The 24,703-nt window shown below is 42.7% G+C and carries 25 protein-coding genes and 1 pseudogene; 8 read left to right on the plus strand and 18 right to left on the minus strand.

The genetic code is table 11. From position 1 onward, the window contains the following. Positions 1-220: 220 nt before the first annotated feature. The 5 genes from MHO32_RS19860 to potA all read right to left on the minus strand — a co-directional run bounded on the left by MHO32_RS19860 (position 221) and on the right by potA (position 5,374). Positions 221-1,258 carry an extracellular solute-binding protein gene (locus tag MHO32_RS19860; protein WP_005445793.1) on the minus strand — a complete coding sequence of 346 codons (1,038 nt, stop codon included), beginning with the start codon at positions 1,256-1,258 and terminating at the stop codon, positions 221-223. 251 nt (positions 1,259-1,509) lie between these two features. Then, entirely contained in the window at positions 1,510-2,541 is a 1,032-nt protein-coding gene (locus MHO32_RS19865) for an extracellular solute-binding protein (protein ID WP_005445792.1), read from the minus strand. Between the two features lie 106 nt (positions 2,542-2,647). Beyond that, the gene (gene potC, locus MHO32_RS19870; RefSeq protein WP_005389180.1) at positions 2,648-3,418 is read right to left on the minus strand and encodes a spermidine/putrescine ABC transporter permease PotC; all 771 of its coding nucleotides are present in this window, start codon (positions 3,416-3,418) and stop codon (positions 2,648-2,650) included. Beyond that, complete coding sequence (gene potB, locus MHO32_RS19875; protein ID WP_005441590.1) at positions 3,418-4,278, minus strand: spermidine/putrescine ABC transporter permease PotB; 861 nt, start codon at positions 4,276-4,278, stop codon at positions 3,418-3,420. The genes potC and potB overlap by 1 nt, the downstream gene beginning before the upstream one ends. Continuing rightward, positions 4,259-5,374 (minus strand): spermidine/putrescine ABC transporter ATP-binding protein PotA, encoded by a 1,116-nt coding sequence (potA, locus tag MHO32_RS19880; RefSeq protein WP_009697791.1) that lies wholly within the window; start codon positions 5,372-5,374, stop codon positions 4,259-4,261. The genes potB and potA overlap by 20 nt, the downstream gene beginning before the upstream one ends. Positions 5,375-5,775: 401 nt before the next feature. On the opposite strand from potA, the gene MHO32_RS19885 reads away from it, so the two are divergent. The 4 genes from MHO32_RS19885 to ttcA all read left to right on the plus strand — a co-directional run bounded on the left by MHO32_RS19885 (position 5,776) and on the right by ttcA (position 9,174). Next, positions 5,776-6,573, plus strand: a complete 798-nt coding sequence (locus MHO32_RS19885; protein WP_005445789.1) for a hypothetical protein — start codon at positions 5,776-5,778, stop codon at positions 6,571-6,573. After that, positions 6,566-7,402, plus strand: a complete 837-nt coding sequence (locus MHO32_RS19890; protein WP_029788463.1) for a glucosaminidase domain-containing protein — start codon at positions 6,566-6,568, stop codon at positions 7,400-7,402. The genes MHO32_RS19885 and MHO32_RS19890 overlap by 8 nt, the downstream gene beginning before the upstream one ends. A 17-nt stretch (positions 7,403-7,419) precedes the next feature. Beyond that, positions 7,420-8,082, plus strand: a complete 663-nt coding sequence (locus tag MHO32_RS19895; RefSeq protein ID WP_005445785.1) for a DUF2987 domain-containing protein — start codon at positions 7,420-7,422, stop codon at positions 8,080-8,082. Between the two features lie 198 nt (positions 8,083-8,280). Continuing rightward, positions 8,281-9,174 carry a tRNA 2-thiocytidine(32) synthetase TtcA gene (gene ttcA, locus MHO32_RS19900; RefSeq protein ID WP_045489318.1) on the plus strand — a complete coding sequence of 298 codons (894 nt, stop codon included), beginning with the start codon at positions 8,281-8,283 and terminating at the stop codon, positions 9,172-9,174. Between the two features lie 111 nt (positions 9,175-9,285). Here the strand turns inward: ttcA and uspE are convergent, their stop codons facing one another. From uspE to ccoN, 10 genes are all read right to left on the minus strand, one after another. Next, positions 9,286-10,233 carry a universal stress protein UspE gene (gene uspE / locus MHO32_RS19905; RefSeq protein WP_005445783.1) on the minus strand — a complete coding sequence of 316 codons (948 nt, stop codon included), beginning with the start codon at positions 10,231-10,233 and terminating at the stop codon, positions 9,286-9,288. Positions 10,234-10,414: 181 nt separating this feature from the next. After that, the gene (locus MHO32_RS19910) at positions 10,415-11,161 is read right to left on the minus strand and encodes an FNR family transcription factor (protein WP_005445781.1); all 747 of its coding nucleotides are present in this window, start codon (positions 11,159-11,161) and stop codon (positions 10,415-10,417) included. 90 nt (positions 11,162-11,251) lie between these two features. Next, positions 11,252-11,929, minus strand: coding sequence for a sulfite exporter TauE/SafE family protein (locus MHO32_RS19915; RefSeq protein WP_005445779.1), 678 nt, complete (start codon positions 11,927-11,929; stop codon positions 11,252-11,254). A gap of 9 nt (positions 11,930-11,938) precedes the next feature. Continuing rightward, positions 11,939-12,103 carry a cbb3-type cytochrome oxidase assembly protein CcoS gene (ccoS, locus tag MHO32_RS19920; protein WP_005429857.1) on the minus strand — a complete coding sequence of 55 codons (165 nt, stop codon included), beginning with the start codon at positions 12,101-12,103 and terminating at the stop codon, positions 11,939-11,941. A 14-nt stretch (positions 12,104-12,117) separates the two neighbouring features. Further along, positions 12,118-14,481: a heavy metal translocating P-type ATPase gene (locus tag MHO32_RS19925; protein ID WP_239213608.1), complete on the minus strand. Its 2,364-nt coding sequence runs from the start codon at positions 14,479-14,481 to the stop codon at positions 12,118-12,120. Positions 14,482-14,485: 4 nt separating this feature from the next. Next, on the minus strand, positions 14,486-14,962 hold the full coding sequence (locus MHO32_RS19930; RefSeq protein WP_239213610.1) for a FixH family protein: 477 nt from the start codon (positions 14,960-14,962) through the stop codon (positions 14,486-14,488). Positions 14,963-15,051: 89 nt separating this feature from the next. Further along, entirely contained in the window at positions 15,052-16,026 is a 975-nt protein-coding gene (ccoP, locus tag MHO32_RS19935; RefSeq protein WP_009697799.1) for a cytochrome-c oxidase, cbb3-type subunit III, read from the minus strand. Further along, entirely contained in the window at positions 16,026-16,199 is a 174-nt protein-coding gene (locus MHO32_RS19940; protein ID WP_005429887.1) for a cbb3-type cytochrome oxidase subunit 3, read from the minus strand. Before MHO32_RS19940 ends, ccoP begins: the two co-directional genes overlap by 1 nt. Before the next feature lie 9 nt (positions 16,200-16,208). Beyond that, positions 16,209-16,829 (minus strand): cytochrome-c oxidase, cbb3-type subunit II, encoded by a 621-nt coding sequence (gene ccoO / locus MHO32_RS19945; protein ID WP_009697800.1) that lies wholly within the window; start codon positions 16,827-16,829, stop codon positions 16,209-16,211. A gap of 12 nt (positions 16,830-16,841) precedes the next feature. Next, positions 16,842-18,269 (minus strand): cytochrome-c oxidase, cbb3-type subunit I, encoded by a 1,428-nt coding sequence (gene ccoN / locus MHO32_RS19950; protein WP_005445771.1) that lies wholly within the window; start codon positions 18,267-18,269, stop codon positions 16,842-16,844. A 256-nt stretch (positions 18,270-18,525) separates the two neighbouring features. Between ccoN and MHO32_RS19955 the strand changes: the two genes are divergently transcribed. The 4 genes and pseudogenes from MHO32_RS19955 to MHO32_RS19970 all read left to right on the plus strand — a co-directional run. Further along, positions 18,526-18,882 (plus strand): hypothetical protein, encoded by a 357-nt coding sequence (locus MHO32_RS19955; protein WP_239213612.1) that lies wholly within the window; start codon positions 18,526-18,528, stop codon positions 18,880-18,882. A 113-nt stretch (positions 18,883-18,995) separates the two neighbouring features. Further along, positions 18,996-20,183, plus strand: a complete 1,188-nt coding sequence (locus tag MHO32_RS19960) for an FIST signal transduction protein (RefSeq protein ID WP_005445769.1) — start codon at positions 18,996-18,998, stop codon at positions 20,181-20,183. Further along, positions 20,173-21,903 (plus strand): response regulator, encoded by a 1,731-nt coding sequence (locus MHO32_RS19965; protein ID WP_038898070.1) that lies wholly within the window; start codon positions 20,173-20,175, stop codon positions 21,901-21,903. Before MHO32_RS19960 ends, MHO32_RS19965 begins: the two co-directional genes overlap by 11 nt. A 303-nt stretch (positions 21,904-22,206) precedes the next feature. Next, positions 22,207-22,484 (plus strand): annotated as a pseudogene (locus MHO32_RS19970) (ISNCY family transposase); the annotation flags it as partial. Between the two features lie 119 nt (positions 22,485-22,603). On the opposite strand, the gene MHO32_RS19975 reads toward MHO32_RS19970, so the two are convergent. The 3 genes from MHO32_RS19975 to MHO32_RS19985 all read right to left on the minus strand — a co-directional run bounded on the left by MHO32_RS19975 (position 22,604) and on the right by MHO32_RS19985 (position 24,700). Next, a complete protein-coding gene (locus MHO32_RS19975) occupies positions 22,604-23,818 on the minus strand; it encodes an HDOD domain-containing protein (protein ID WP_009697843.1) in 1,215 nt (404 codons plus the stop codon). A 131-nt stretch (positions 23,819-23,949) separates the two neighbouring features. Next, positions 23,950-24,273, minus strand: coding sequence for a hypothetical protein (locus MHO32_RS19980; RefSeq protein WP_239213614.1), 324 nt, complete (start codon positions 24,271-24,273; stop codon positions 23,950-23,952). 115 nt (positions 24,274-24,388) lie between these two features. Further along, a complete protein-coding gene (locus tag MHO32_RS19985) occupies positions 24,389-24,700 on the minus strand; it encodes a DUF3634 family protein (RefSeq protein WP_005446826.1) in 312 nt (103 codons plus the stop codon). Positions 24,701-24,703 lie beyond the last annotated feature (3 nt).

Genomic DNA, 24,703 nt, shown 5'->3' on the forward strand with positions numbered 1-24,703 from the left:
GATTCTTGATTTAGACCCACTAAACCTTTAAATCGCCGCCGCGTCTACAAACCAAGTCAGTCTCGCTGAACCTAGCATCTCGAGGTTACTTGGGTATATCTTGAAACTTTGTATTCTGCCGTTTTGTAATTCGAGCAGTGTAGATTGAGATGCAAAGCGCGATCTTCAGATACAAGAAAAGCGACCGAAGCCGCTTTTCTAAACTATTTCGACAGACTGATTAGTTGTCTACTTTTAGCTTTTGGAAGTACTCATCGTAAAGCACGCTAGCTTCACCAACTTCGTCTTGCCATGTACCGCTGTCCATCACTTCTTGTGGTGGGAAGATGCTTGGATCGTTAGCAAATTCTTTCGGTAGTAGATCGTGAGCTGTTTTCACTGGAGTAGGGTAACCAATCTCTAGTGCAATCTTAGCTGCGTTCTCAGGGCGTAGTAAGAAGTCAATCATCTTATGAGCTGCATCAACGTTCTTAGCACCCGCTGGAATTGCGAGGCTATCCATCCAGAAGATAGTGCCTTTTTCTGGCCAGATGATATCGATGTTCGCGCCTTCTTGACGAGCCATGTAAGCAGAACCGTTCCAAAGCATACCAAGTGATACTTCACCTGCTAAGTATGGGTTCGCTGGGAAGTCTGAGTTGAATACCAATACGTTCGGCATTAGCTTTTTCAGCTCTTCGTAAGCGGCTTTGATCTCGTCTGGGTTAGTGGTATTTGGTGAGTAACCAAGCTTAGTCAATGCAATGTGGAATACTTCGCGAGAATCATCCATTAGCATTAGTTGACCTTCCCACTTGCTATCCCAGAAGTCATCCCATTTAGTCACAGAAGACTTATCTAGCATATCAGCATTGATACCAATACCGGTCGCACCCCAAATGTATGGGATAGAGTAGTTGTTGTTCGGGTCGAACGGCTTGTTCAGGAAGTTAGTGTCTAGATCAGCAAAGTGAGAAAGTTTCTCTTTGTCGATCTTTTGCAGCATGCCTTCTTTACGCATTTTAGATACGAAATAGGTAGACGGTACTACCAAGTCGTAACCAGAACCTTGAGTTTTCAACTTCGCGTACATGCTTTCGTTAGACTCGTACGTAGAGTAGATAACTTTGATACCAGTTTCTTTTGTAAAGTCTTCAAGAACTTCGTTTGGAATGTATTCCGACCAGTTGTAGAAATACAGTTCTTGATCAGCAGCCATTGCAGGGGTAGCGATTAGCGTCGCCGCACACAGTGCGCTTGCGTAGAATTTACTTTTCATTTGTTTTCCGTTTTGTTCAGCAACAGGACAAATCAATACTAGTAACAAATAACGATTTGAGCCAAATTGCGATAAGCACAATCCTGTTTATCTGAGCCACGAAAACCAGCATTAGGGTCAAAATAGAACGTAATGCTTGAACTCGAGTCAAATAAACCTAGCAACATACAATTATATCAGTCAATTACAAAAATAGGCAGCGTATTGCTGCCTATTTTCATTTAGTAGATGGCTTATTAAGCAAGATCAGATTATTGACCCGCTTTTAGCTTCAGGAAGTAGTCTTCATACTTCACTGTCATGTCGCCAACAGAGTCTTGCCATTCAACACGGTCAAGGTCTTCTTGAGAAGGAAACAGTGGTGCAACGTCTTTGAATTTAGCGTTAGATTCTGCAACCGCTGTTAGGTAACCCGTGTCCGCTGAAATTTGCTCTGCGATTTCTGGACGCAGTAGGAAGTCGATCATCTTGTGAGCCGCTTCTACGTTCTTCGCGCCAGAAGAGATTGCGAAGTTATCAACCCAACCGATGCCGCCTTCTTTAGGGAATACTAGTTTCAGGTTCATGCCTTCGTTTTGAGCAGCTGCTGCGCTACCGTTCCAAAGCATACCAACGCCAACTTCGCCAGACATGTATGGTGCGCCTGGGTTGTCAGAGTTAAATACTAGAACGTTTGGCATTAGCTTTTGTAGTTCTGCGTATGCTTCGTCGATTTGTTTTGGATCCGTAGAGTTACCTGAGTAACCCAGCTTGCGTAGTGCAATGTGGAACACTTCACGAGTGTCGTCCATCAGCATTACTTGACCTTCTAGCTCTGGCTTCCATAGGTCAGCCCAGCTTTGGAAGTCGTTTGGATCATACATGTCTGCGTTAACCGCTAGACCTGTAATCGCAACAACGTGTGGAATAGAGTAGTCGTTATTTGGGTCGTAAGGCTTGTCTAGGTAGTTTTTATCTAGGTTGCCGAAGTTTTTCAGCTTAGTCTTATCGATCTTTTGTAGCATGCCTTCGTCACGCATCTTCGCTACGAAGTACGTAGAAGGTACCACTAGGTCATAACCTTGGTTATGAGTTTTTAGCTTTGCATACAAAGTCTCGTTCGACTCGTAAGTCGAGTAGATCACTTTGATGCCAGTTTCTTTGGTAAATTGCTCTAGGATATTACTGTTGATGTAAGGACCCCAGTTCATAAATACCAATTCTTTATCGTTCGCTGCCGCTGTACCAGAGAACAGAGAAAGCGCACATGCACTACCAGCTAATAGAGTAGCCCATTTTTTCATTGACGTTAGCTCCAAACCAAACGTTGTCCAATTAATTTTGGACGATAGATAGAAAAACAGAATGGCATGTAACCATTCTGTTTCGTGATGTTAACGGGTGCGGATTTTACTTCACTTTTTCTCTTGCTAGCAACTGAGAAATTACTACCAGAACCAAAGAAACAATCAGCATGACCGTTGCTAGGGCGTTCACTTCCGGTGAAATGCCCACCTTAACCATTGAGTAAATCTTCAATGGCAAGATTTCGTATGTTGGGCCTGTTACAAACGAGCTGATAATTACGTCGTCCAAAGACAGCGTAAAGCTCAATAGCCAACCTGCAGCAACCGCTGGTTTAGCAAGAGGAAGGATGATCTGTTTTAAGATAACCCATTCGCTTGCACCAAGATCTTTTGCAGCTTCCAACATTTTCACATCAAAGCCATTTAAGCGGCTGTACACTGTTACCACAACGAATGGTAAACAGAAGGTGATGTGAGCAATTAACAGAGTAAAGAAGCCAAGCTGTGCGCCCAATACAAGGAACAGAGCAAGTAATGAAATCGCCATGACAATATCTGGAGACATCATTACGACAAACAGCATGCCGTTTACCGCACCTTTACCTTTGAACGAGTAACGGAATAGGGCAACAGCCGTCAAGCTACCAATAATGGTTGCTGCTGTCGCTGAGAATACCGCTACGTTCAATGAATGCCATGCAGCCTGCATTAGGCTGTCGTTATTTACTAAGGTTTCGTACCATTTCGTGGTGAAACCGCCCCATTTCATACCAAATTTGTTGGCATTAAATGAGTTAACAATTAAGACGATGATTGGCAGATACAAAAATGCATATACCAGCGCCATAAAGCTAAATCTAACTGTGCGTCCCATTAGTCTAGCTCCACTTTCTTATTCAATAGTTTGCCTGCTCTGTAGTAAGCGTAAAGCATCACAGCCATTGCGAAGGTGAGGGCGATACTGGTCGCGGCACCAAATGGCCAGTCACGAGCGTTCAATACTTGGCTCTTAATTACGTTACCGATCAGTAGGTTCTTCGCGCCGCCTAGAAGGTCAGAGATGTAGAACATACCTAGTGCTGGTAGTAGAACCAACAAACAGCCACCGATAATGCCTGGCATTGTCAGAGGCAAAATCACTCGTGTAATGGTTTGAAACTTGTTCGCACCAAGATCTTTTGCTGCCTCGATGTATGTGTTGTCTAGTTTCTCTATTGCCGAGTAAAGCGGCAAAATCATAAATGGAAGCAAGATGTACACAAGACCAATCATTACTGCTGTTTCGGTATACATTAAACGCATCGGCTTATCGATGATTTCCATTGCCATTAACGACTTGTTCAAAATGCCTTGAGTACCGAGAACAATCTTTAAGCCGTAAGTACGGATAAGAGAGTTAGTCCAAAATGGCACAATCACCAAGAACAACATGAACGGACGCCATTTTTCAGGCATTTTCGCTACGATGTAAGCAAATGGGTAACCAATCACCAAGCACAATAAGGTTGCAATGATCGCCATGTAGAAAGAGTGCATCAACACTTTTGCATACAGAGGATCGAGCAGGCGAAGGTAGTTGTCGAAAGTAAACGTTAATTCAATTAGGTTCGCTTCATCACGCGTCAAGAAACTCGTACCGATAATCATTAGGTTTGGAACTAACACAAACAGCGTTAGCCAGCCAACGATTAGGGTAATGATCGCGTTCTGAAGATTAAGCTTCTTGCTTATCATTTAGTACTACCTCCCAGCTCTCAACCCAAGTAATAGCGACTTTCTGGCCGAGTGAGTGGTCCACATCTGGATCATCTTCGTTAAAGAATTCGCTTACCATCACGCGCATGCCTGAATCCAACTGGATAACTGAATCAAGCGTCATACCTTTATAGGTACGTTCTGTTACGTGACCTACGATGCCTTTTTCTTCAGACTCTTTGATCTCTTCGATACGTAAGTCTTCTGGGCGAAGTAGTACTTGTAGTTTCTCACCTGCTTGAGCTGCTTGATCGTAGTAAACAACAGATTCAACGCCTTCAATTTCTGCTCGGATGCGTTTCTCGTCGATACGCTCTAGCATGGTTGCGTTGAATACGTTGATCTCACCGATAAAGCGAGCAACAAATAGGTTCTTAGGCTCTTCGTAAATCTCACGTGGGGAACCATCCTGCTCGATAACTCCGTCGCGCATAACAATAATACGGTCAGACATCGATAGGGCTTCTTCCTGATCGTGTGTAACAAAGATAAAGGTAATACCAAGTTGACGCTGAAGCTGTTTAAGCTCGATTTGCATTTGCTTACGTAGTTTGTAATCAAGTGCAGATAGAGATTCATCTAACAGCAGTACTTTTGGTTTATTAACAACCGCGCGAGCGATCGCGATACGTTGTTGTTGACCACCAGAAAGTTGGTGAGGCTTACGCTGTGCCATTTTTTCTAGGCGAACCATGCGTAGCGCTTCCATAACTCTTGGTTCAATCTCAGCAGCAGGTGTTTTCTGCATGCGAAGACCGAAAGCAACGTTTTCAAATACGGTCATATGAGGGAAGAGTGCATAACTCTGAAATACCGTGTTGACGTGCCTTTGCTCTGCAGGAACCTGTGTTACATCTTGGTCATCTAGTACGATTTGACCGTTGTCTGCCGTTTCAAAGCCCGCGATCATGCGTAAAACCGTTGTTTTACCACAACCAGAAGGACCAAGAATTGTCAGAAACTCACCATGATTAACATCCAGATTTAAATTACCGATGATTTCCTTACCATCGAAACTTTTGCTAATACCAGATAGACGAACTACTGGCTTTCCTGCTTGCTGTTTAGCGTTCAACGTCTGTATTTCTCCCACGTTCAAATTGGGGTGTATCCAATTGATGTGACATTAGTCATTCACTTTTGAGGCGCGCATCATAATCACCAAAATTGTGAAATCAAAGCATTTTCTTATCTTGAAACAGAAAAAATTTTGCAGGCAAAAGTAAACATTCCTTACCATACTGTTTTTGTAGGGGTATTTACATTTCAGCTATACATAAGAAAGGCATTAATTTCTTGTGCAAATGTTTTCAATTTCATAGATTTGCGAGTGGTTAATTATCGACCAAATAGCAGATATTGCAAGTATTGAGGCCGACTTATGATTTTAGACGTGCAAAGATTTCTTTATAATGACGCCCTTATTAATTAACTGGTTTTCCAGAAAAAATTTTACAAGTTAGCCTTGGATAAAATATGAACAACGATTTTGAGAAAGATTTCAATCTTGGAGGGAGTGTAGAGCGAGCTCTTTCTGGCAAGTATGAACTAAAAGCAGCAGCCGTTTTTAGCGAAGCTTGGCGCACAACCATCCAACAGTTTTTGTCCTTCTCGCCAGCGATTATTCTCCTCCTATTCGTTCAGCTGGGTATTTTCTATATTGCACTTCAACTTCAACTCGGAGATCCAAGTGTTATTTTGGATGCGCTTCAAAACCCTGAATCTTTTACCACAGATATCGTGTCCGCTATTTATGTCGCTAATTTCAGTTATGAAGTGATCAGTGCGCCGATTTATGCTGGTATTAGTTTAATGGCAATGAGCCACGTGGCGGGGTTGAAGACAAAGGTACGTCATGTTGGTAAAGGTCTTCAATTTACGGTTCCTGTGATTTTAGCAACACTATTTAGCCTGATGATGCAGGGTGTTGCTGGAATGATTTTCCCTTTGCTATCGCTATACCTTTCTTTAGCATTTAGTCACTCTATCTTATTGATTTGTGAGAAAAGAGTACCACCAATGCAATCGCTTTTATTGTCTCTTCGTGCCATAAACAAAAAGCTTTTTGTTGTCGCAGGGCTTTACTTAAGCGTGATGTTGATGTTTATTGTTGCTGCAATGTTCTACGGAATTGGCTTGATCTTCGTGTTACCGTTCTTCTTCCATTTGAAGGGAATCCTGTACCGCGAAATGTTTGGTATCAAGTTGAAGATCGTAGCGACGCAACAAAACGATAACGATCACGATGGTAACTCTCAGGTGTTTGATGCCTAAATCTTTAAAATCTATGAGTTTACGAGTGGCGGCTATCACAATAGCCGCCACTTTTGTTTCTATTGGTCCTTATTTGCACTATGACCGTGAGTATCGCAAGGCGATTGATCCGCAAGTTGTGCATGGACCCGTTTCACACCCAGATTTGTCGCATCTTCCTTATATTGGTGACATTCCGGATTTTAACTCGATTAAGGACACGAAAGATAAGAAGACAGCATTCTTTGACTTTCTTCGTCCGAAAATCGCGTTAGAAAATAAGCGCATTGAAAAAGAACGTGCATTCCTAACGTCTTTGACGGTTGGAGAGATTAGTTCAGAGCAAACATCCTATGCCGAGCGTTTGGCTGCACTATATTCTTATCCTTTGAAAGATGGAGCTGTCACACAAGCTTGGCTGGATGAAATGCTTAAGCGTGTCAATGTGTTGCCGGAGGCGCTGGTGTTAACTCAAGCTGCCAATGAATCTGCGTGGGGTACCTCTCGTTTTGCTAAACAAGCAAACAACTTGTTTGGTCAATGGTGTTATAAGAAGGGCTGCGGAATTGTCCCTGCAAAACGTGGCGCTGGTAAAACGCATGAAGTAGAGAAGTTCGATACTGTTCAAGAATCTGTACATGGATACTTTATGAATGTGAACCGTAACCGCGCGTACGCAGATTTACGAGACATTCGTGCGAATTTAGCAGGGAAACACAAGGATTTGTTATCTGTGGCGACAGCATCGGAGTTGACTCATGGCTTGCTTGCGTATTCTGAACGTGGCATTGCCTATGTTAATGACTTACGTGCGATGATTCGCCACAATAACGCTTACTGGACACAATAAAAGAAATAACGGATCGGATGAAGAAGTTAAGCCTAAGTTTACTAGGCAGTGCGGTACTGGTCTTAGCATCGCCTGCAACTCACGCGCAAGAATACATGTTTACGTATTCCAAGCTCTATACACAATTGAAGAATAATGCGAAAGAAGGGCACGATGATGTTAAAGTCGGTGTGTTTTTTGTGGATGCAGATACCAAGCAACTGTGTGAGATAGAAAAAGCATGGATGGAAAAAGAAGAGCATTACGAAGAGTTTGTGATTCCAGCTTCTAAAGAGCTTCCAATTCCGATCGATAAGAACTTGAAGTCTGCGAACCCGCTTGTCTTCGTCCAAACACCAAAAGATACTCGATGTGATTATTCTTTAGTTGTAATGACCAAAGAACCATTACAGGGTAACGTATCTTACGAACAACTCACGCCTTTGATGCCTCAAATGCAAGCATTACTTGAAGATCTAGGTGGTATGTTTGCTGGTTGGTTTACACCTCAAGTACAAGGTGTGACGATGGAGTTTGCTGATGCTCTTAATGATACGATTACCTTCTCTAATGGGACAGAGAAAGCAATCGTGGATGGAAAAGTTCAAGTTGCACTGAGCGAAATTGGTGAAGGTGGGCACATGACACTCCCTCAACCAACAACCCGTGTATTACCTTATCTTCCCAACGCGAAAAAATAAGCGTTAAGAAAAGCAAGAAGGGTCGCAACTGCGGCTCTTTTTTATTTCCAACGTACTCTCACCATTTTTTCACACTATTTATTGACGACTCCATCACACAAACATTTAATCCTGCGCAAAAAGCTCGTATAATCCACGCCCCAAAGAAACCCATGTTAGGAAGCCCTGGTCGATTTATCGGCGATGTGAGAGCCCGCAATGAACCAAGTAGATACAAGAAAAGAAACCCTAGAATTCAACAAGCTTCAGAAACGCCTAAGAAGACATGTTGGAAATGCCATTACTGATTACAACATGATCGAAGAAGGCGATGTTGTAATGGCATGTATTAGTGGTGGTAAAGATTCATTTGCGATGCTTGATATCCTGCTGAATCTACAAAAGGCAGCACCAATCAAGTTTGAAGTGGTCGCAGTTAACCTTGACCAGAAACAGCCAGGTTTCCCTGAGCACATTCTCCCAGATTACTTTGAAACCCTGAACATTCCTTACTACATCGTAGACAAGGACACTTACTCAGTCGTTAAAGAGAAAGTGCCAGAAGGCAAAACGACGTGTGGTCTATGCTCACGCCTTCGTCGTGGTACGCTTTACTCGTTCGCAGAGAAGATCGGAGCGACTAAATTGGCGCTTGGTCACCACATGGATGACATTGTAGAAACAATGTTCCTGAACATGTTCCATGGTTCTCGCCTTAAAGCGATGCCGCCAAAACTTCGTTCAGACGATGGTCGCAACGTTGTGATTCGTCCTCTTACTTACTGTCGTGAGAAAGACCTGATCAAATACGCAGAGCACAAAGAGTTCCCAATCATTCCTTGTAACCTCTGTGGCTCTCAAGAGAACCTTCAGCGCCAATCGATTAAAGCAATGTTGATCGATTGGGACAAGAAAACGCCTGGTCGCGTAGAAGCGATCTTCAAGTCAATCCAGAACGTAAGCCCAAGCCAGCTTGCTGACCGCGAACTGTTTGACTTTGAAAACCTTCCACTAGATCGTGAAGGTAACCGTGAAGAATACGAATTCAGCGAAGCGATTGTGTCTTCGACGAACATTGACGAGTCAATGTTTATCGATGTCACCAACATTTGATTCTAGGAGGCTAAGTTAGCCTCCTTTTTATTACGTGTATAACGCAATGATAGACATAAAAAATCCCCCAGTTATTGGGGGATTTTTATTTCTGGATAACGTTACAACTTATTAAGTCGCCGTATTTGGATCAAGTGGACTGATATAACCGTTTGGTTTCAATGCCAGTACGTCACAATTGATCTTATCAATCACATGCTCAGCCGTGTTACCAATAAACACTGCAGAAAGCCCTGTGCGTCCGGTTGTACCAAGAATAACCATTGCCGCATTTAGCTTTTCAGCCGTTGCAGGGATGATATCTTCTGGTAAGCCTTGCTCAACGATAGTTTGCTCTTCATCCAGTCCGTGTTTTTGGCGAAGCGCTTTCATTGCTGTTAAGTGATGACCACGCACTGCGTCGGTATACGTCGTTGGGTCAAACTCAGGCAATTCGATCGTGATATTCGCCGGTGTAACCGGATAAGCATTAACAAGATACGGGTCTGCATCAAGACGATTAGTGATTTCTTTTAGACGCTCGACCATCGAATCGTTCAAGTCAATGTGCGTAGGGTTTTCAGAACCAACATGGACAGAAGCGAGAATCTTCGCATGCTCTGGCCAATCAGCATTTTTAATCAAAAGTACAGGGATAGGGCACTTACGCAACAAATGCCAATCTGTAGGAGTGAAAATGACGGATTCTAGAACATCGTGTTTACGCGTTCCTTTAATAACGATGTCGTGACCGCCAGCAAAGACTTCAGCAATGATCGCTTCATAAGGGCGATTATGCCAAACAACACAAACATCAAAGTCGAAGCTATCGTCTAAATACGGTTGGGCTATCTTACGCATCCATTGTTCACGTTGGTGGATAACACCGCGACGCATAGCATCTCTTTCATCGACCGACAGCATTGAGGTCATGTCATACGAAAAATCGTAGATTGACAGAAAGAAAGTGATTCGGCTTCTGGATACACTTTTTCGAGCGAGTTGAACTGCTCTTGCAAGTGCTGGCTGCTCATCATTATTGATGTCAGCAACAACAAGGATCTTACTGTATATACTCATATCTAAGCCCACTTATTATTGTAAAACCAAATACTGAATATAAGGTAAATCAGTATATTGGAGTACACAAGGTACATTTTTACTGTAGCTCAGTTTGGGGAAGAATTTGAGGACTTTCGAAGGGATTTTGGAAGAAATATGATGTAGCTCATTTTCGAGCTACATCAATTGATAGGGCAAATTAGTCTTTGCTGACGCCAGCAAGTTCCATCAATGCATCGTGATCTAAGATGGTGATGTACTTACCTTTTACGCTCAGAATTTCAGATTTCTGGAAGCGACCAAGTAGGCGGCTGATGGTTTCAACTGTTAGACCGAGGTAGTTACCAATATCACCACGAGTCATGGTTAGACGGAACTCTCGAGGGCTAAAACCACGTTGCGAGAAACGTGTTGATAGGTTGTAAAGGAAAGCCGCAAGACGTTCTTCAGCATTCTTTTTAGAAAGCAGAAGGATCATTTCTTGGTCACCTTTAATTTCGCTACTCATTAGACGCATGATCTGCTGACGAAGCTTAGGCATTTTGCCTGATAGGTCATCAAGGATTTCGTAAGGAATCTCACAAACCATTGAAGTTTCAAGTGCTTGAGCAAAACTTGGGTGTAGATCGCCCGTGATTGCGTCAAAACCTACAAGGTCACCTGCTAAGTGAAACGCAGTAATTTGCTCATCGCCTTGTTCTGTAATGGTGTAGCTCTTGATTGTGCCAGAGCGGATAGCGTACAGAGATTTTAGCTCATCACCTGCTTTAAAAAGCTCTTGGCCTTTTTGAATTGGCTTTTTACGCTCGATGATTTGATCCAACTGATCCAGTTCAGACTCGTTTAGAGTGAACGGAATACACAGTTGGCTAATGCTACAATCTTGGCAATGAATCGCGCAACCACCTGATTGGATACGCTTTGTTGCAGGTTTTTCAGAAATCATAACAACCTTTCACTATTTGATATACATCAATATTTTATCACCGCTTACTTCTAAAGGGTAGCAAAAAAATGATGGAAAACGACTTTGATGCTATATGAAACCAAGCATTCGCATCGCGCCGGCGGCAGTATACATGCCATAGCTTATTAGGATTAATGCAGAGATGTTTCTAAATATTAACGATTTTTGCAACTTCTGAAAATGGCTCGCACCATATCCGATGGCAAGCATTGATGGAAGAGTTCCGAGACCAAACGACAGCATGATTAATCCGCCGTTTAAAGCGTCTCCTGAAACTGCAGACCAGGTTAACGCCGAGTATACTAGTCCACACGGTAACCAGCCCCAAATAAAGCCAAATGGAAAGGCATACATTGGGTGCTTCAGTGGCAACAAGCGTTTTCCTGCTGGAGAGATGAACTTCCAGATATGTTGACCAGCTTTCTCAATAACAAGCAGTCCTTGCCACCATTTTGCGATATATAGGGCGACTAAGATCATGAAAAGCGCGGCGACAAATCGAAGCCAAGCGAGAGACTGGGTTAAACCGCTCAACTCTGAAAGACCTGATATAGCACCACCAACAATTGCCCCAATTAACGCGTAGCTTGCGAGTCTGCCAACGTTATAGAAAAGGGGAATAGAGGAAGAAGGTTTATTGTTCGGTGCGCCCATGGAGAGTAGAGAGGCGATACCGCCACACATTCCCATGCAATGACCAGCCCCAACGAGACCGATCATAAATGCACCAATAAAGTCTGGGCTCATAGAATAACGCTATTGTTTTTTATTATTTGGTTTTTCGTCTTCATCAAGAAGAATGTTGTGACCTTGTCGCTCTAGATCTTCAAACTGGTCGCTACGAACAGCCCAAAGAAAAATAGCAACGGCGACACAGACCAACACAATGGCGATAGGGATTAATATGTAAAGACTTTCCATGTTTGATCTCTCACTTACTTCTCTTTAAGCAGTCGCAACGAGTTGGATACAACGATAATAGAACTCGCTGACATACCGACTACGGCGACGTAGGGGGCGACTAAGCCTGCAACAGCAAGCGGCAAAATTAGCAGGTTGTAGCCCAAAGACCAAGCCAAGTTTTCTCGAATTATCTTTCTTGTACGTATTGCAAGCAACCTTGCTTCTAATAGCTTTTCTAAATTATCGCCTAGAAGCGTCATATCTGCAGAAGCTTTAGCGACGTCCGTACCACCACCCATCGCTACAGAAAGGTGCGCACCAGCCAGCGTAGGCGCATCATTGATGCCATCGCCAACCATCATGGTAATATCGTCTTGATCTAGTCCTTTAAGATACGCGAGTTTGTCTTCTGGTTTTGCCGATGCGATCACATGGTCGATACCCATTTCATCTGCAACAGGCTGGGCATTTTGTAATGAGTCGCCTGTCAATAAGGTAGTTGTAATACCAGCGTCAGCAAAGCGTTGGATGAATGCTTTACTCTCTTTACGAATGGGATCTCGGTAGTAAAAGGTCGCCACATGTTCTTCGTTTACAGAAAGATACACAGCATTGCTTTCATCTCGGTTTTCACCAACAACAAAATTAGCACTGCCAATTTTTACTGTCTTGTTGTTCCAAACTCCTTGAATACCAGAACCAATGACGTTTTGAACCTCATCGACGTAGATATCTTCATGACCAAAACCAGAAAATGCTCGTGCGATAGGGTGATTTGCATGCGCCTCAAGTGCCGCAGCAAGAGCTAATGCCACTGACTTATCTAACTCAGCTAAAGTTTTGGTTTCACTAATCTCGATATCGCCTTTAGTCAAGGTGCCGGTCTTATCCACGACAAGATGATTAATCTTACACAGCGTTTCGAAAACATGCCCTTTACGTAACAGGATACCAAAGTTACCCATACGAGAAGTTGCACACGTTAACGCGGTTGGTGTCGCTAGAGATAGGGCGCATGGACAAGTAGCAACCAGAACAGAGAGCATAATCCAGAATGCATCATCGGGTTTAGTTTGATGCCAGTAGAACCAAGTCCCTGCAGAAATGATTAGAATTGCGCCAACAAAATAACGCGCTACTACGTCGGCAATTTCTGCGATTTTGGGTTTGGAATGTTGGGCTTCATCTTGAAGACGAACGATATTAGAAATCATTGAATCTGCTTTAGAATTCGTCACTTCAAGTTCGAACGATTCGTCTCCATTTAATGTTCCCGCGTAAACTGCATCTCCTGCTTTCTTAACCACGTGAACAGATTCGCCGGTCAGCATCGATTCATCGATATGGATACGACCAGAAATCACTTTACCGTCGGCAGGAATATGTTCGCCAGGAAGAACGCGAATGCGATCGCCAACCTTTAGGGTTTTCACCGGAATTTGTTCACCGTCTAGTGTTGTCGCTATTGCAGGGATTAACTTAAGAAGGTTACCGCTAGCCGCAGCTGCTTTGCGACGAGCGCGCATTTCTAAGAATCGGCCGACCAACAAGAAGAAGGTAAACATCGAGATAGATTCAAAGAACACTTCGCCTTGCTCAGTCACTGTTGCGACTAAGCTCGCCACATAAGCAAAAATCAGCGCAATGGAAACAGGAACATCCATACCAAGGGTTCGACCTTTGATACTTCGCCATGCATTGAGGTAAAAGGGAAGCGCTGAATAGAGCAGTACAGGTGTTGCGAAGATTAAGCTTACCCATCGAAAGTAGTTTTTAAACTCTGGCTCCAAATCGCCAAAAACTTCCAAATACAATGCTACTGCAAGCATCATTACTTGCATGGTTGCAAGACCTGCGATACCTAAACGATAAAGGTACTGTTTCATCGTATGGTGGTAGGCAGCTTCTTGCTTGTCTGCCTCAAAAGGTGCTGCTTTGTAACCAAGCTTGTGAATCACTGATAGTAACTCGCTCAGACGTACTTGTGTCTTATCCCATGCAAGTAAAGCTCGGTTAGTGGTGGTATTTACACGAATAGAAACCAATCCTTTAACGCCGGAAACTTGCTTTTCGATCAGCCACGCACAAGCAGCGCAGGACACGCCTTCTAAAGAAAGGGTTACTTCAGAAGTGTTCTCGTGGTTACGAACGAACTCTAACTGAACGTCCTCATTGTCATAATGGATGAGAGCTTGGAGTTGCTCGGGGACTAGATCCGCCTTTTCTGCTGGCGCAGTTCGATATTGGTAATAGGAGACAAGACCACTATCAACAATGGTTTGCGCCACCGTTTCACAACCCGGGCAACACATGTCGCGAATTTCACCTAATATTTCTACTTTGAAATCCGTGTTGGCTGGTACATCTTCACCACAGTGATAACAGGATTTACACATAGGCTTACTTCATTAATGTTGTTGGTTGTGCTGGGAATTCGACGCGACCTTGAATCATCCATTCTTTGTTATGCGGTTCAAGCTCAACGAACCAAGGACCTTGAATAGAGTTTTCTGGCGTTAAACGATAGTTACCTTTCGCATCAGCAGTAAGTAGCTTAGTGAAATCACGGTCTGGCAATGTACGGTGCGTGAATGTCGCTGTTAGTGCAGGGAAGTGCGGTAATTCACCTTTATTGAAAGAGATAACCACTGTGTTGCTATCAGACGAAATCGTAGCGTTAAGACCAAGGTCACGAGCGACATTCATTTTACTGATATCGATATTGATGCCTTTGCCTTTTTTATAGTAATCCTCGGCGACCAAAGAAACTGAGTTATTGGCGAATACGACCACTGTAACGATTGTCCATACCACAACAGTTAGAGGCAGGATGATCAGGAACCACGGCCAAAATTGTTTATACCAAGGCTTTACCATAAAAAAGTTCTCAACAGCTAAATGAAAAAATGTAAGGCTTTAAATTTAAAGGAAAGACAGCCCCTATAAAAGGGGCTGTTATTGAAATGTTACTTATTGTCAGAGTTGCTTAAACTCCAGACGTATGCCGCGACAAGTTGAACTTTGTCTTCGCCTAGGATGTCCTTCCAAGCAGGCATTACACCAGAGCGACCGTTCATAACTGTTTCTGTTACTGCAGCGCGTGAATCGCCGAATAACCAATCTTGGTCAGTTAGGTCAGGTGCACCTACAGCAGGGTTGCCTTTACCATCGGTACCGTGACAAGCTGCACACACAACGAAGCGAGCTTTGCCGGCTTCCGCTTCACGTGCGTTCACTTTACGACCAGAAAGGCTTAACGTGTAGCTTACGACTTCTTGAACACCTTGTTCACCAAGTGCATCTTTCCACGCTGGCATCTGACCGATACGACCTTGCATGATAGTTGTAACGATAGCCGCTGGCTCACCGCCGTATAGCCATGCGTCGTCAGTTAGGTTAGGGAAACCTTTTTGACCACGAGCATCAGAGCCATGACATTGCGAACAGTTCTGTAGGAACAAACGTTGACCAACTTTAATTGCTTCAGGATCTTTCGCAATCTCAGGGATAGGGCGTAGACCATCTGCGTTGTGAGCAAGTGCGCGGAATGCTTCACCGAAGTATGCATCAGCATCATCTAGCTCTTTAGCGTATTGGTTAAGTTGCTTGTTTTCTTGTGCTCGTGCGATGGCTTCTTTCGACTCTTCCAACGTACGTACAGTTTGATCTGAACTCTGCCAGTTTAGGACACCTTTGAAGCTACCTAGACCTGGAAATAGGGTCAGGTATACAGCAGCAAACACAAACGTGCTCACAAACAAGTATGTCCACCATTTTGGTAGAGGGTTATTAAGCTCGCGAATACCATCGTACTCGTGGCCCATGTCTTCCCCTTCCTCGACGCCCATTTTGTCTTTAGCGCACCAAGTCAGGAGGATCGCACAGCCTACTAGCGTACCGACAGTAATCACGATAATCCAGAGACTCCAGAATGTAGTCATTACTTCTTCACTCCTTGGTTATTTGGGGTCGTTTGTTCTTCGTCAGCAAACACCAAGTTAGCATCTTCCTCAAAGCGTGCTTTACGCTTCTTACCAAATGCCCACCATACGATGCCAATAAAACTAGCGAAGAGCACAACGGTATAAATACTATGAATTGTACCGAAATCCATATGACCCCCTTACTTCATTGCATGACCAAGAGACTGAAGGTAAGCGATGATTGCATCCATCTCTGTTTTACCTTCTACTTCTTTAGCCGCATTCGCGATTTCTTCATCCTTATAAGGGACACCGAACTGGTCACGGAAGATTTCTAGTTTCTTCTGTGTCAGCTTGCCGTCTAGTACGTTCTCTTCAAGCCAAGGGAAGCCTGGCATGTTTGATTCTGGTACTAGCTCTCGCGGGTCAATAAGGTGAACACGATGCCATTCGTCAGAGTAACGTCCACCTACGCGTGCCAAATCTGGACCTGTACGCTTAGAACCCCATAGGAATGGGTGTTCCCAAACGCTCTCACCAGCGACAGAGTAGTGACCGTAGCGCTCTGTTTCAGAACGGAAAGGACGAATCATCTGGCTGTGACACACGTTACAACCTTCACGGATGTATATGTCACGACCTTCCATTTCCAGAGGAGTGTAAGCTCGTAGATTTTCTACAGGCTCCGTCGTTTGCTTCTGGAAAATCAGAGGAGTGATTTCAACAAGCGCACCCCAACTGATTGCAAAGACGATGAAAATAGCCAACAAACCGACATTGCGTTCTAGGATTTCGTGGCGATTATTCGAATTATTACTCATTCTTTAATCTCCTTATGCCGGCTGAGGGATAGCTTTTAAGCTTTCTTTAGGCGCAGTTACCGTCTTGTACGTGTTGTATGCCATTAAGAACATACCTGATAGGAAGATGAAACCGCCTAAGAAACGTACGAAGTAGAACGGGTAAGATGCTTCTACAGATTCTACAAAGCTGTAAGTTAGTGTGCCGTCAGAGTTAACTGCGCGCCACATTAGACCTTGCATTACACCTGAGATCCACATCGCTACGATGTAAAGAACAGTACCGATAGTCGCCAACCAGAAGTGAACATTGATTAGGCTTACAGAGTACATACGCTCTTGACCGAATAGACGCGGGACAAGGTGATATACAGAACCAATTGAAACCATTGCAACCCAACCTAGTGCACCAGAGTGAACGTGACCAATGGTCCAGTCTGTGTAGTGCGATAGCGCGTTTACTGTCTTAATAGACATCATTGGACCTTCGAAAGTAGACATACCGTAGAAAGACAATGAAACGATTAGGAAACGTAGGATAGGGTCGTAGCGAAGCTTATGCCATGCGCCAGACAGCGTCATGATACCGTTGATCATACCACCCCAAGATGGAGCAAATAGAACCAAAGACATCACCATACCAAGAGACTGAGTCCAGTCAGGTAATGCTGTGTAATGCAGATGGTGAGGACCAGCCCAGATGTATAGGGAAATCAGTGCCCAAAAGTGAACGATAGATAAACGGTAAGAGTAAACAGGACGTTCAGCTTGTTTAGGGACAAAGTAGTACATCATACCTAGGAAACCAGCGGTCAGTAGGAAACCTACCGCGTTGTGCCCATACCACCATTGAACCATTGCATCCACTGCACCAGAATAAATCGAGTACGATTTACCAAGTGACACAGGGATAGCCATGCTGTTCACGATGTGAAGTACTGCTACTGTTAGGATAAAGGCACCGAAGAACCAGTTAGCCACGTAGATGTGAGAGGTATTACGCTTGACCAATGTTCCAAAGAACACGACTGCGTAAGATACCCATACTATCGCGATTGCGATATCAATAGGCCATTCTAACTCAGCATATTCCTTACCAGAGGTTAAACCTAAAGGTAGGGTGATTGCTGCGGCTAGGATAATTGCTTGCCAACCCCAAAAGGTGAAGGCAACGAGTGGGCCACCAAAAAGACGTGTTTGACAGGTGCGCTGAACAACATAATAAGATGTTGCGAACAGAGCACTGGTACCAAACGCAAAAATTACCGCATTAGTATGCAATGGACGTAAACGACTGTACGTCAACCACGGCGTATCAAAGTTTAGCTGTGGCCAAACTAACTGAGCGGCAATCAAAACACCAACAGCCATACCAACTATGCCCCATAAAATGGTCACAAGGGTAAATTGGCGAACGACTGTATAGTTGTAGTTTTGTTCAAGCTGCTTTACTTGGCTCATTTGCATGCTTCCAATTTCTAATTAACTACACTTTACTTCCAACACGACTTGCGTCGTAACACCACCCAAGTAAACTCTAGAATTCAAGTGTTATCATCACTTTATTTCCATTGCTGACTTTAATAAAAAGTGGCATTTTCAGCGTGACACTATACTTGAATTAACATTTCAATGACAGAGTAGTAACCTTACAAGACCTCTGGAAATCATTTTTTATTTAAAAAGTTTGAAGTTTGTAACAAGGATATTAGGAATTATGGCCGCACAAAAGTTAACAAAGGCGAGACTTGCACAAATCTTAATCATGCTCAGTCTTTTAATCGGTGCCTTTTTCTGGCGCACCTTTACTTATGAGACGAGCAAAGAGGTGGACTGTTCACAAAAACAACGATGTGATGTAACAATTGGTGTATCAAAAATCACTATAAATAAGACTTCGAAAGGCTTTTCAATCGAAAGCCCAGAAAATCGCAGTATAAAAATTGATCTAAATCAATCTGGTGAATTTATTAATCTCAACGATAAATATCGAGACATCAATTGGAATAGTATTTCGGAAACAAAAACGATTAATATCAAATTAAATGAAAATATTGTCCAAGTTCATTTATAAATCTGATCTGACGCGAGATAATTGCATCTTGTTTATGCAATTAATGCTTTCTTGCCTAGCAGTAAAAATTTGCAGTGGTATAACAGTAAAGTGATAACCAATAATAAAACCGTATGCAGTGCCAATCATTATTTACTCATATCACCGACGAATATTTAGCGATAGAAGAATTTCGCTCTGAACTCAGTGAGGAGAATCTCTCACATATCATTTGCTACTACACTGAAGAGTACGACTTCAGAGCAATTCAGTACGCATTCTCCGACCTGTTTCCTGACATTCCATTCCATGGTGCTAGCTCATGCCAAGCTATCATGACTAACCATGGTTACCATCAAGGTCCTACCATTGCGATACTCGCGATCTATGACTCAGGTTTACATTCTTACGGGACAGGAATTTCAACTTATAGTACGGATATTGAATCCAGCGTAGACCAAGCGCTGAATATGGCTTTATTTCATGCAGATAGAGTAGGTGAGGTTCCTAACTTAATTCTCTTACATGCGACACCTGGGAATGAAGAATCTGTCATAGAATGCATTGACAGTCGGTTCGGAACATTAGTCCCAATCATTGGTGGTTCTGCTGCTGACAATAACATTGAAGGCAACTGGTCAATTATTACCTCTCAAGGGTACGAACAAAATGGCGTGAGCTTAACGTTGTTTTACTCCTCACAGCCGGTCGATATCGCATTTAGTGCAGGACACTCGCCAACAGGGATAACTGGTATTGCGACGAAAACGAAAGGTCGCATCTTACTCGAGATAGATAATCAACCTGCTCTCGATGTATATCGAGCGTGGACAAATCATCAAGAAACACAAACTGATAGAGAAAGCTTCCTGTTCACTAACTCAAGTGCATATCCGTTAGGGCGCATCGCGGGTCAATTGTATGAGAGACCTTATTACAAACTCTCACACCCGATAAGAGAAACTGAACAAGGTGGCATTGAGCTTTTCACCGATATTGAAGAAGGCGAAATGCTAACGTTGATGCAAGGTAGTCGCCAGCATCTTGTCGCAAGAGCGGCGAGAGTTGTGAACGCTGCATTCAATCAAAAGTTAGAGGAATCTCGAAAAATAGGGGTGATCAATATCTTTTGTGCTGGTCCTATGTTGCACTTAAAACAGGACATCAACAGTGTTTGTGAACAAATTAATCAGGAATTAGAGAACCTGCCTTTTATTTGCCCGTTTACTTTTGGTGAGCAAGGAAGATTTATAGGTGGTGAGAATGGACATGGAAACCTGATGATATCATCAGCGATATTCCATAAACCTTATGAAAGATAAATATTTAGAGATATACCAGCAGGAAGCGTTACAAGAGGCACTTGTCGAACTCAAAGAGGCAAGGCAACGTGAGAAGTTATTGGCTGATGAAAACAAAGCCATTCTGTCAGCAATCTCTGCAATGAGTGAAGCTCGAAACCGTCACGAGATTTTCTCCGGTCTAAACAGTGTTCTAAAGAAGTACATTGATTTTGATGACTTCATCGTCATTACTCGCGACTGTAATAGACAAAACTTCAAGACGTTATTATCAACAAATAGTGTTTTTGATAGAGCAGATTGGTTACCGGGTAACGCGTCGGAAAGGGCTCTTAATGGCGAATGTATTTTGTTGTTCGAGCCTATGCGATTAAAGGAGTTTGAGAGCTTAAACTCCTTTATTAAAAGCCACGTGAATTCAATGCTACTTACGGGCATTCGATCTGAAGTAACCCAGACTATTATCATCCTTGTTGGAGCTCAAAAAGGTCACTTCAGTATTGAAAACAAAGAAACGTTAAGGCGTTTTAGACCCTTAATTGAAAGGGCTGTTATCGATATTGAAACCAAAGAGAAGTTACAACGTATCGTTGAGGTGAGGACGTCTCAATTAGCACGGGCTAGAGAAGAAGCAGAAAGAGCTAACCAATCGAAGTCTGAGTTTTTGGCCATGATGAGTCATGAAATTCGAACGCCTTTGAACTCAGTTCTTGGGATGTTAGACATCTTGAGACAATCAACTTTAACCGATGCCCAGTCAGACGTATTGAACCAAATGGAATGCTCTGCAGATTTGCTATTGGCGATTATCAGCGACATTTTGGATTTATCAAAGATAGAGTCAGGAAGCTTTCATTTAAATGAACAGTGGACAGACTTAAGTGACGCGGTAACACTAATTGTTTCTCAACAAAAACAAGTGGCTACAAGCAAAAGTTTGAGCTTTGACCTACACTGCAATCTAGATAGAAATAAACAGTACTGGATTGATTCTACTCGTATATCACAGGTGCTTTTTAACTTGATTGGAAACGCGATTAAGTTTACAGACTTTGGAGATGTGCATGTTTCTGTGCTAGAAAGCAATGGTGAAATCATCATATCTGTCGCAGATACTGGGATAGGAATCCCTCAAGCTAAAATTGGTCATTTGTTTACAGCTTTTCATCAAGGCGACAGCTCAATTACTCGTCGATTCGGTGGTACCGGGCTTGGACTTGCCATCACCAAACACCTTGTTGAGATGATGCGAGGTTCAATTTCTGTAAAAAGTGAAGAGAGAGTCGGCTCTCATTTTACAGTCAAAATCCCGGTTCTTACCAGGACTAACCAAGAAAGACCGGTAAAGATAGAATCAAATCAGCCATCAAAGTCGACCAACATTTTAGTCGTGGAAGATACTGAATCTAACCAGTTAGTGATAAAGCTTATTCTGAATAAACTCGGGCACAATGTATTTATTGCCAGCCACGGCGCGGAAGCCTTAACGTTTTTGGAGCAACAAACACAAGACATCGATATCATTTTAATGGATGTGTCGATGCCCGTTATGGATGGCATTACAGCGACAAGACTTATCAGAAAGAAAGGAATCAAAACACCAATCATTGCATTGACTGCACACGCGCTTGAGAGTGATAAAGCGACATGCATGAAAGCTGGCATGGACGGATTTGTATCAAAGCCAGTTCGCAGACAGGATATCTACGAAGCGATCCATTCATTAGTGGAGATCGCGTAGCGAATTAATATAGATCTTAACAATCGTAAGATTATTAAGATCTATATTAAGTATTTTATGGTAAATCGCGGTTATGTTTAATGACACTCATAAAAAGCCTCATATTTTAAAATCTGAAAGGGATAGGAGCCCAGACGAAGAAAGAATTGGCGTACGTTGATATTCCATTTAACATAATATACATAATGCGCACTGATTTTGTAGGCGCAAAGTTGTAATGTCACTATTTACCAAAGTTAAAATGTCTCTTTAGTTCGTAGTCACTAAGCTTTGCTTACAAGCAGCTAAGGATGCGTTTAATCTGATTTTTCTCCAACACTTGCCAGAGAAAAACTAACGGAGTTCATAGTAACGAGACCTTACGAAGTTGGATGATTGCAGATGGTTTATGGACACCGCATTCGCAACGCAAGCCTAAAGTTTACCAACCTCGCTACCGACGTGATTGTTTAGGCGAGCTCGTTCAAATTGATGGCTCTTACCACGATTGGTTTGAAGGACGATCTGACAAATGCTGTCTATTAGTCTTTATCAATGATGTGACTGGACGTTTGATGAACTTACAGTTAAGCATTAGTGACGTCGTAACCTTGTGTTCTTCAACAATACTGAGGTGTCACTTGTTTATTCATTTTCTTATGACATTAAAAAAGCGACTTGTTACAGTCGCTTTGAGTTTTTTTGTGACACTGTGACTCTTTTACATCATAAGAGTCATCTTTCCTGGAGCACTCATTCTAATTGATGACAATGCTTCCCCTGATATCTGGACGTTAGCAAACCAAAATGGTTTATGCTTTTCTGCAAACACTTCACTTCTCGATAAGTTATCATAGATTGCATACGCCCTAGCCTGCGCTAAAGCTGCTCCATAGACACTGCGCTCTAAGATGGGTTTGCTTTCGATGTCTTCAAGAACAGCAACTTTTATATGTTCTACATTCTTCGACCAGTGAAAGTTTTCTAAAAGTCTTTTAGTCACCAGAGCTTCCATATCGACAATGACTTTAGGCAAGAAAGCGGAATTTGGTCGGACATCGGCGCAGGCATAATACTCATCTTTCCTGTTCGTTTTTCTATAGTTCAGCATGACTTCAATGAGTGCGTCTTCAAACGTATCTGTGAAGTGATTAATCAATACGATGCTACCTAAGCTACGAAGCGTTCCGATCAAAACACCACAATCGGAATCTTGAACATCTGCCGATTCCAATCGCATTTTGGTGACGTTGGCAGTCAAAACCAATTGTTGCCAAAACTTGGGAGTCAGGATTTTAGTATTATTATCTGACCATCTCATCATTGGGCGCGCCATTAAAACCGGGAATAGTTTACGGCAATTTTCAATTCCAAGGCGCCCAATCGCGACTCTTGCATCTGAACTAGTTTTAGCCGCACTCCCTCGCTCACGCAGTCTTGAGTTCTCAATCAGATCTATAATCGTTGAGCTTAGCTGATGGCTATTGTTAGCCAAGTCTGTCAGTTTTGAAAAGCTTAGAGATGGAGAATAGGCAAACGATGCGAATAACTCAAATGCGGGTATATTGCTCGATAATTTATCAATTGGAAGCGTTTCAAGCTTCTTCATTAACATTCGATCGGCGACTTTCGATACATCGCTGATGACTTTTTGCAGTGTTTTCTGCTTGTCTTCCACGATTTGGCGTTTTTCTTTTACTCGCTCTTGTTCGCACATGAGAAGTATTCTTTGGTTGCGCGTGATTCTGTCTTCTTCACTAAAGATCACATCGTCACAATAACGCCCCTGTAAACTGAGGAGCTTATCCACTTGTGACTGATCCACTTGGTGGTTCATACTAGCTAGCCACTTGGCATGTCTAAGTTCGACTTCTTTCGATACTTTGACCGCGATGTCCATTGCTTCTGGTGTGTAATTTTTTTGCGTGAGCAACAAACTGATATTCCTAACGTTGTTTTTATTTTCCTGTCGGCAAGTTTATCTATAAAGACACATGCAGTAAATGGAATGTGATATTAATTCCACTTATAAGTGAATAATAATTATCGAAATATTATTAGTGAATGCTAATTGCCCGTTGTTATGTGTAGTCGTATGTACTTTTCAGAGAATTTATAACGATAACGTTTGCCAATTTTCACATTTGATTTGGTGAGCTGACATACGCGTTTATCACCACTTCCTTTAACTCTCTTGATCGTTGCACTCTTGCCTTTGTGTTCCATTTCAATCATCAAGTCACAATATCCGTGGTAACCATCAAATGCCCTATCTGTTTTCTTCTGAAGCTCCGCTTTGATTTTTTTCGCTACAGGATTGATTTCTGAGTCGTCAGCTATAGCAACAGAAATTCCAAATAAAAAGCACAAAAACGTGACTGTGTATCGCATGAAGTTCCCTTTCAATTCGTAAAAAGTGAAACTTTAACTCACTGACTTTGCTGATATAAAAATGGGACACATTAAATGCGTCCCGTTTAACACGAATAAGTAATTGATAGTTTTCTTAAGCTCGCTTTTTACCTTTGGTGGACTTAAAGCCTTGGTGAGGAAAAACGTTTCTAATGCGTTGTTGAACTTTTTTCGGCACGTCTTTGGAAAAGGTTAAGCGCATACCTGTACGTTGGTTATAGACTTTCATTTCGCCATCAAACGGAGAATGCTCAGCGATGTCTTGCAGGTTGTGTTTAAAAGAAGGCGGTATGTGACCTTTCACCTTCGATATTTGCCCTTGTTCAAACTTAACTTTTAGGACAGGTCTATCTACGGCGATAAGCCAAAAAATGACAACAGCAGCAATCAATATTACGTAAAGCATTTG

This window comes from Vibrio sp. MMH1-50 (genome assembly GCF_022347645.1).
Taxonomy (GTDB): domain Bacteria; phylum Pseudomonadota; class Gammaproteobacteria; order Enterobacterales; family Vibrionaceae; genus Vibrio; species Vibrio harveyi.

Bases quoted from the DNA above. Each gene is read 5' to 3' on its own strand.
- MHO32_RS19915 (WP_005445779.1), bottom strand. From the start codon at position 11,929: ATGAGCCCAGACTTTATTGGTGCATTTATGATCGGTCTCGTTGGGGCT.
- MHO32_RS19940 (WP_005429887.1), bottom strand. From the start codon at position 16,199: ATGGATTTCGGTACAATTCATAGTATTTATACCGTTGTGCTCTTCGCT.
- potC (WP_005389180.1), bottom strand. From the start codon at position 3,418: ATGGGACGCACAGTTAGATTTAGCTTTATGGCGCTGGTATATGCATTT.
- ccoN (WP_005445771.1), bottom strand. From the start codon at position 18,269: ATGAGCCAAGTAAAGCAGCTTGAACAAAACTACAACTATACAGTCGTT.
- MHO32_RS19895 (WP_005445785.1), top strand. From the start codon at position 7,420: ATGAAGAAGTTAAGCCTAAGTTTACTAGGCAGTGCGGTACTGGTCTTA.
- MHO32_RS19890 (WP_029788463.1), top strand. From the start codon at position 6,566: ATGCCTAAATCTTTAAAATCTATGAGTTTACGAGTGGCGGCTATCACA.
- MHO32_RS19960 (WP_005445769.1), top strand. From the start codon at position 18,996: ATGCAGTGCCAATCATTATTTACTCATATCACCGACGAATATTTAGCG.
- MHO32_RS19980 (WP_239213614.1), bottom strand. From the start codon at position 24,273: ATGCGATACACAGTCACGTTTTTGTGCTTTTTATTTGGAATTTCTGTT.
- MHO32_RS19965 (WP_038898070.1), top strand. From the start codon at position 20,173: ATGAAAGATAAATATTTAGAGATATACCAGCAGGAAGCGTTACAAGAG.
- MHO32_RS19985 (WP_005446826.1), bottom strand. From the start codon at position 24,700: ATGCTTTACGTAATATTGATTGCTGCTGTTGTCATTTTTTGGCTTATC.
- MHO32_RS19925 (WP_239213608.1), bottom strand. From the start codon at position 14,481: ATGTGTAAATCCTGTTATCACTGTGGTGAAGATGTACCAGCCAACACG.
- MHO32_RS19955 (WP_239213612.1), top strand. From the start codon at position 18,526: ATGGCCGCACAAAAGTTAACAAAGGCGAGACTTGCACAAATCTTAATC.
- ccoP (WP_009697799.1), bottom strand. From the start codon at position 16,026: ATGACTACATTCTGGAGTCTCTGGATTATCGTGATTACTGTCGGTACG.
- uspE (WP_005445783.1), bottom strand. From the start codon at position 10,233: ATGAGTATATACAGTAAGATCCTTGTTGTTGCTGACATCAATAATGAT.
- MHO32_RS19865 (WP_005445792.1), bottom strand. From the start codon at position 2,541: ATGAAAAAATGGGCTACTCTATTAGCTGGTAGTGCATGTGCGCTTTCT.
- ttcA (WP_045489318.1), top strand. From the start codon at position 8,281: ATGAACCAAGTAGATACAAGAAAAGAAACCCTAGAATTCAACAAGCTT.
- MHO32_RS19885 (WP_005445789.1), top strand. From the start codon at position 5,776: ATGAACAACGATTTTGAGAAAGATTTCAATCTTGGAGGGAGTGTAGAG.
- potB (WP_005441590.1), bottom strand. From the start codon at position 4,278: ATGATAAGCAAGAAGCTTAATCTTCAGAACGCGATCATTACCCTAATC.
- MHO32_RS19860 (WP_005445793.1), bottom strand. From the start codon at position 1,258: ATGAAAAGTAAATTCTACGCAAGCGCACTGTGTGCGGCGACGCTAATC.
- ccoS (WP_005429857.1), bottom strand. From the start codon at position 12,103: ATGGAAAGTCTTTACATATTAATCCCTATCGCCATTGTGTTGGTCTGT.
- ccoO (WP_009697800.1), bottom strand. From the start codon at position 16,829: ATGAGTAATAATTCGAATAATCGCCACGAAATCCTAGAACGCAATGTC.
- MHO32_RS19930 (WP_239213610.1), bottom strand. From the start codon at position 14,962: ATGGTAAAGCCTTGGTATAAACAATTTTGGCCGTGGTTCCTGATCATC.
- MHO32_RS19910 (WP_005445781.1), bottom strand. From the start codon at position 11,161: ATGATTTCTGAAAAACCTGCAACAAAGCGTATCCAATCAGGTGGTTGC.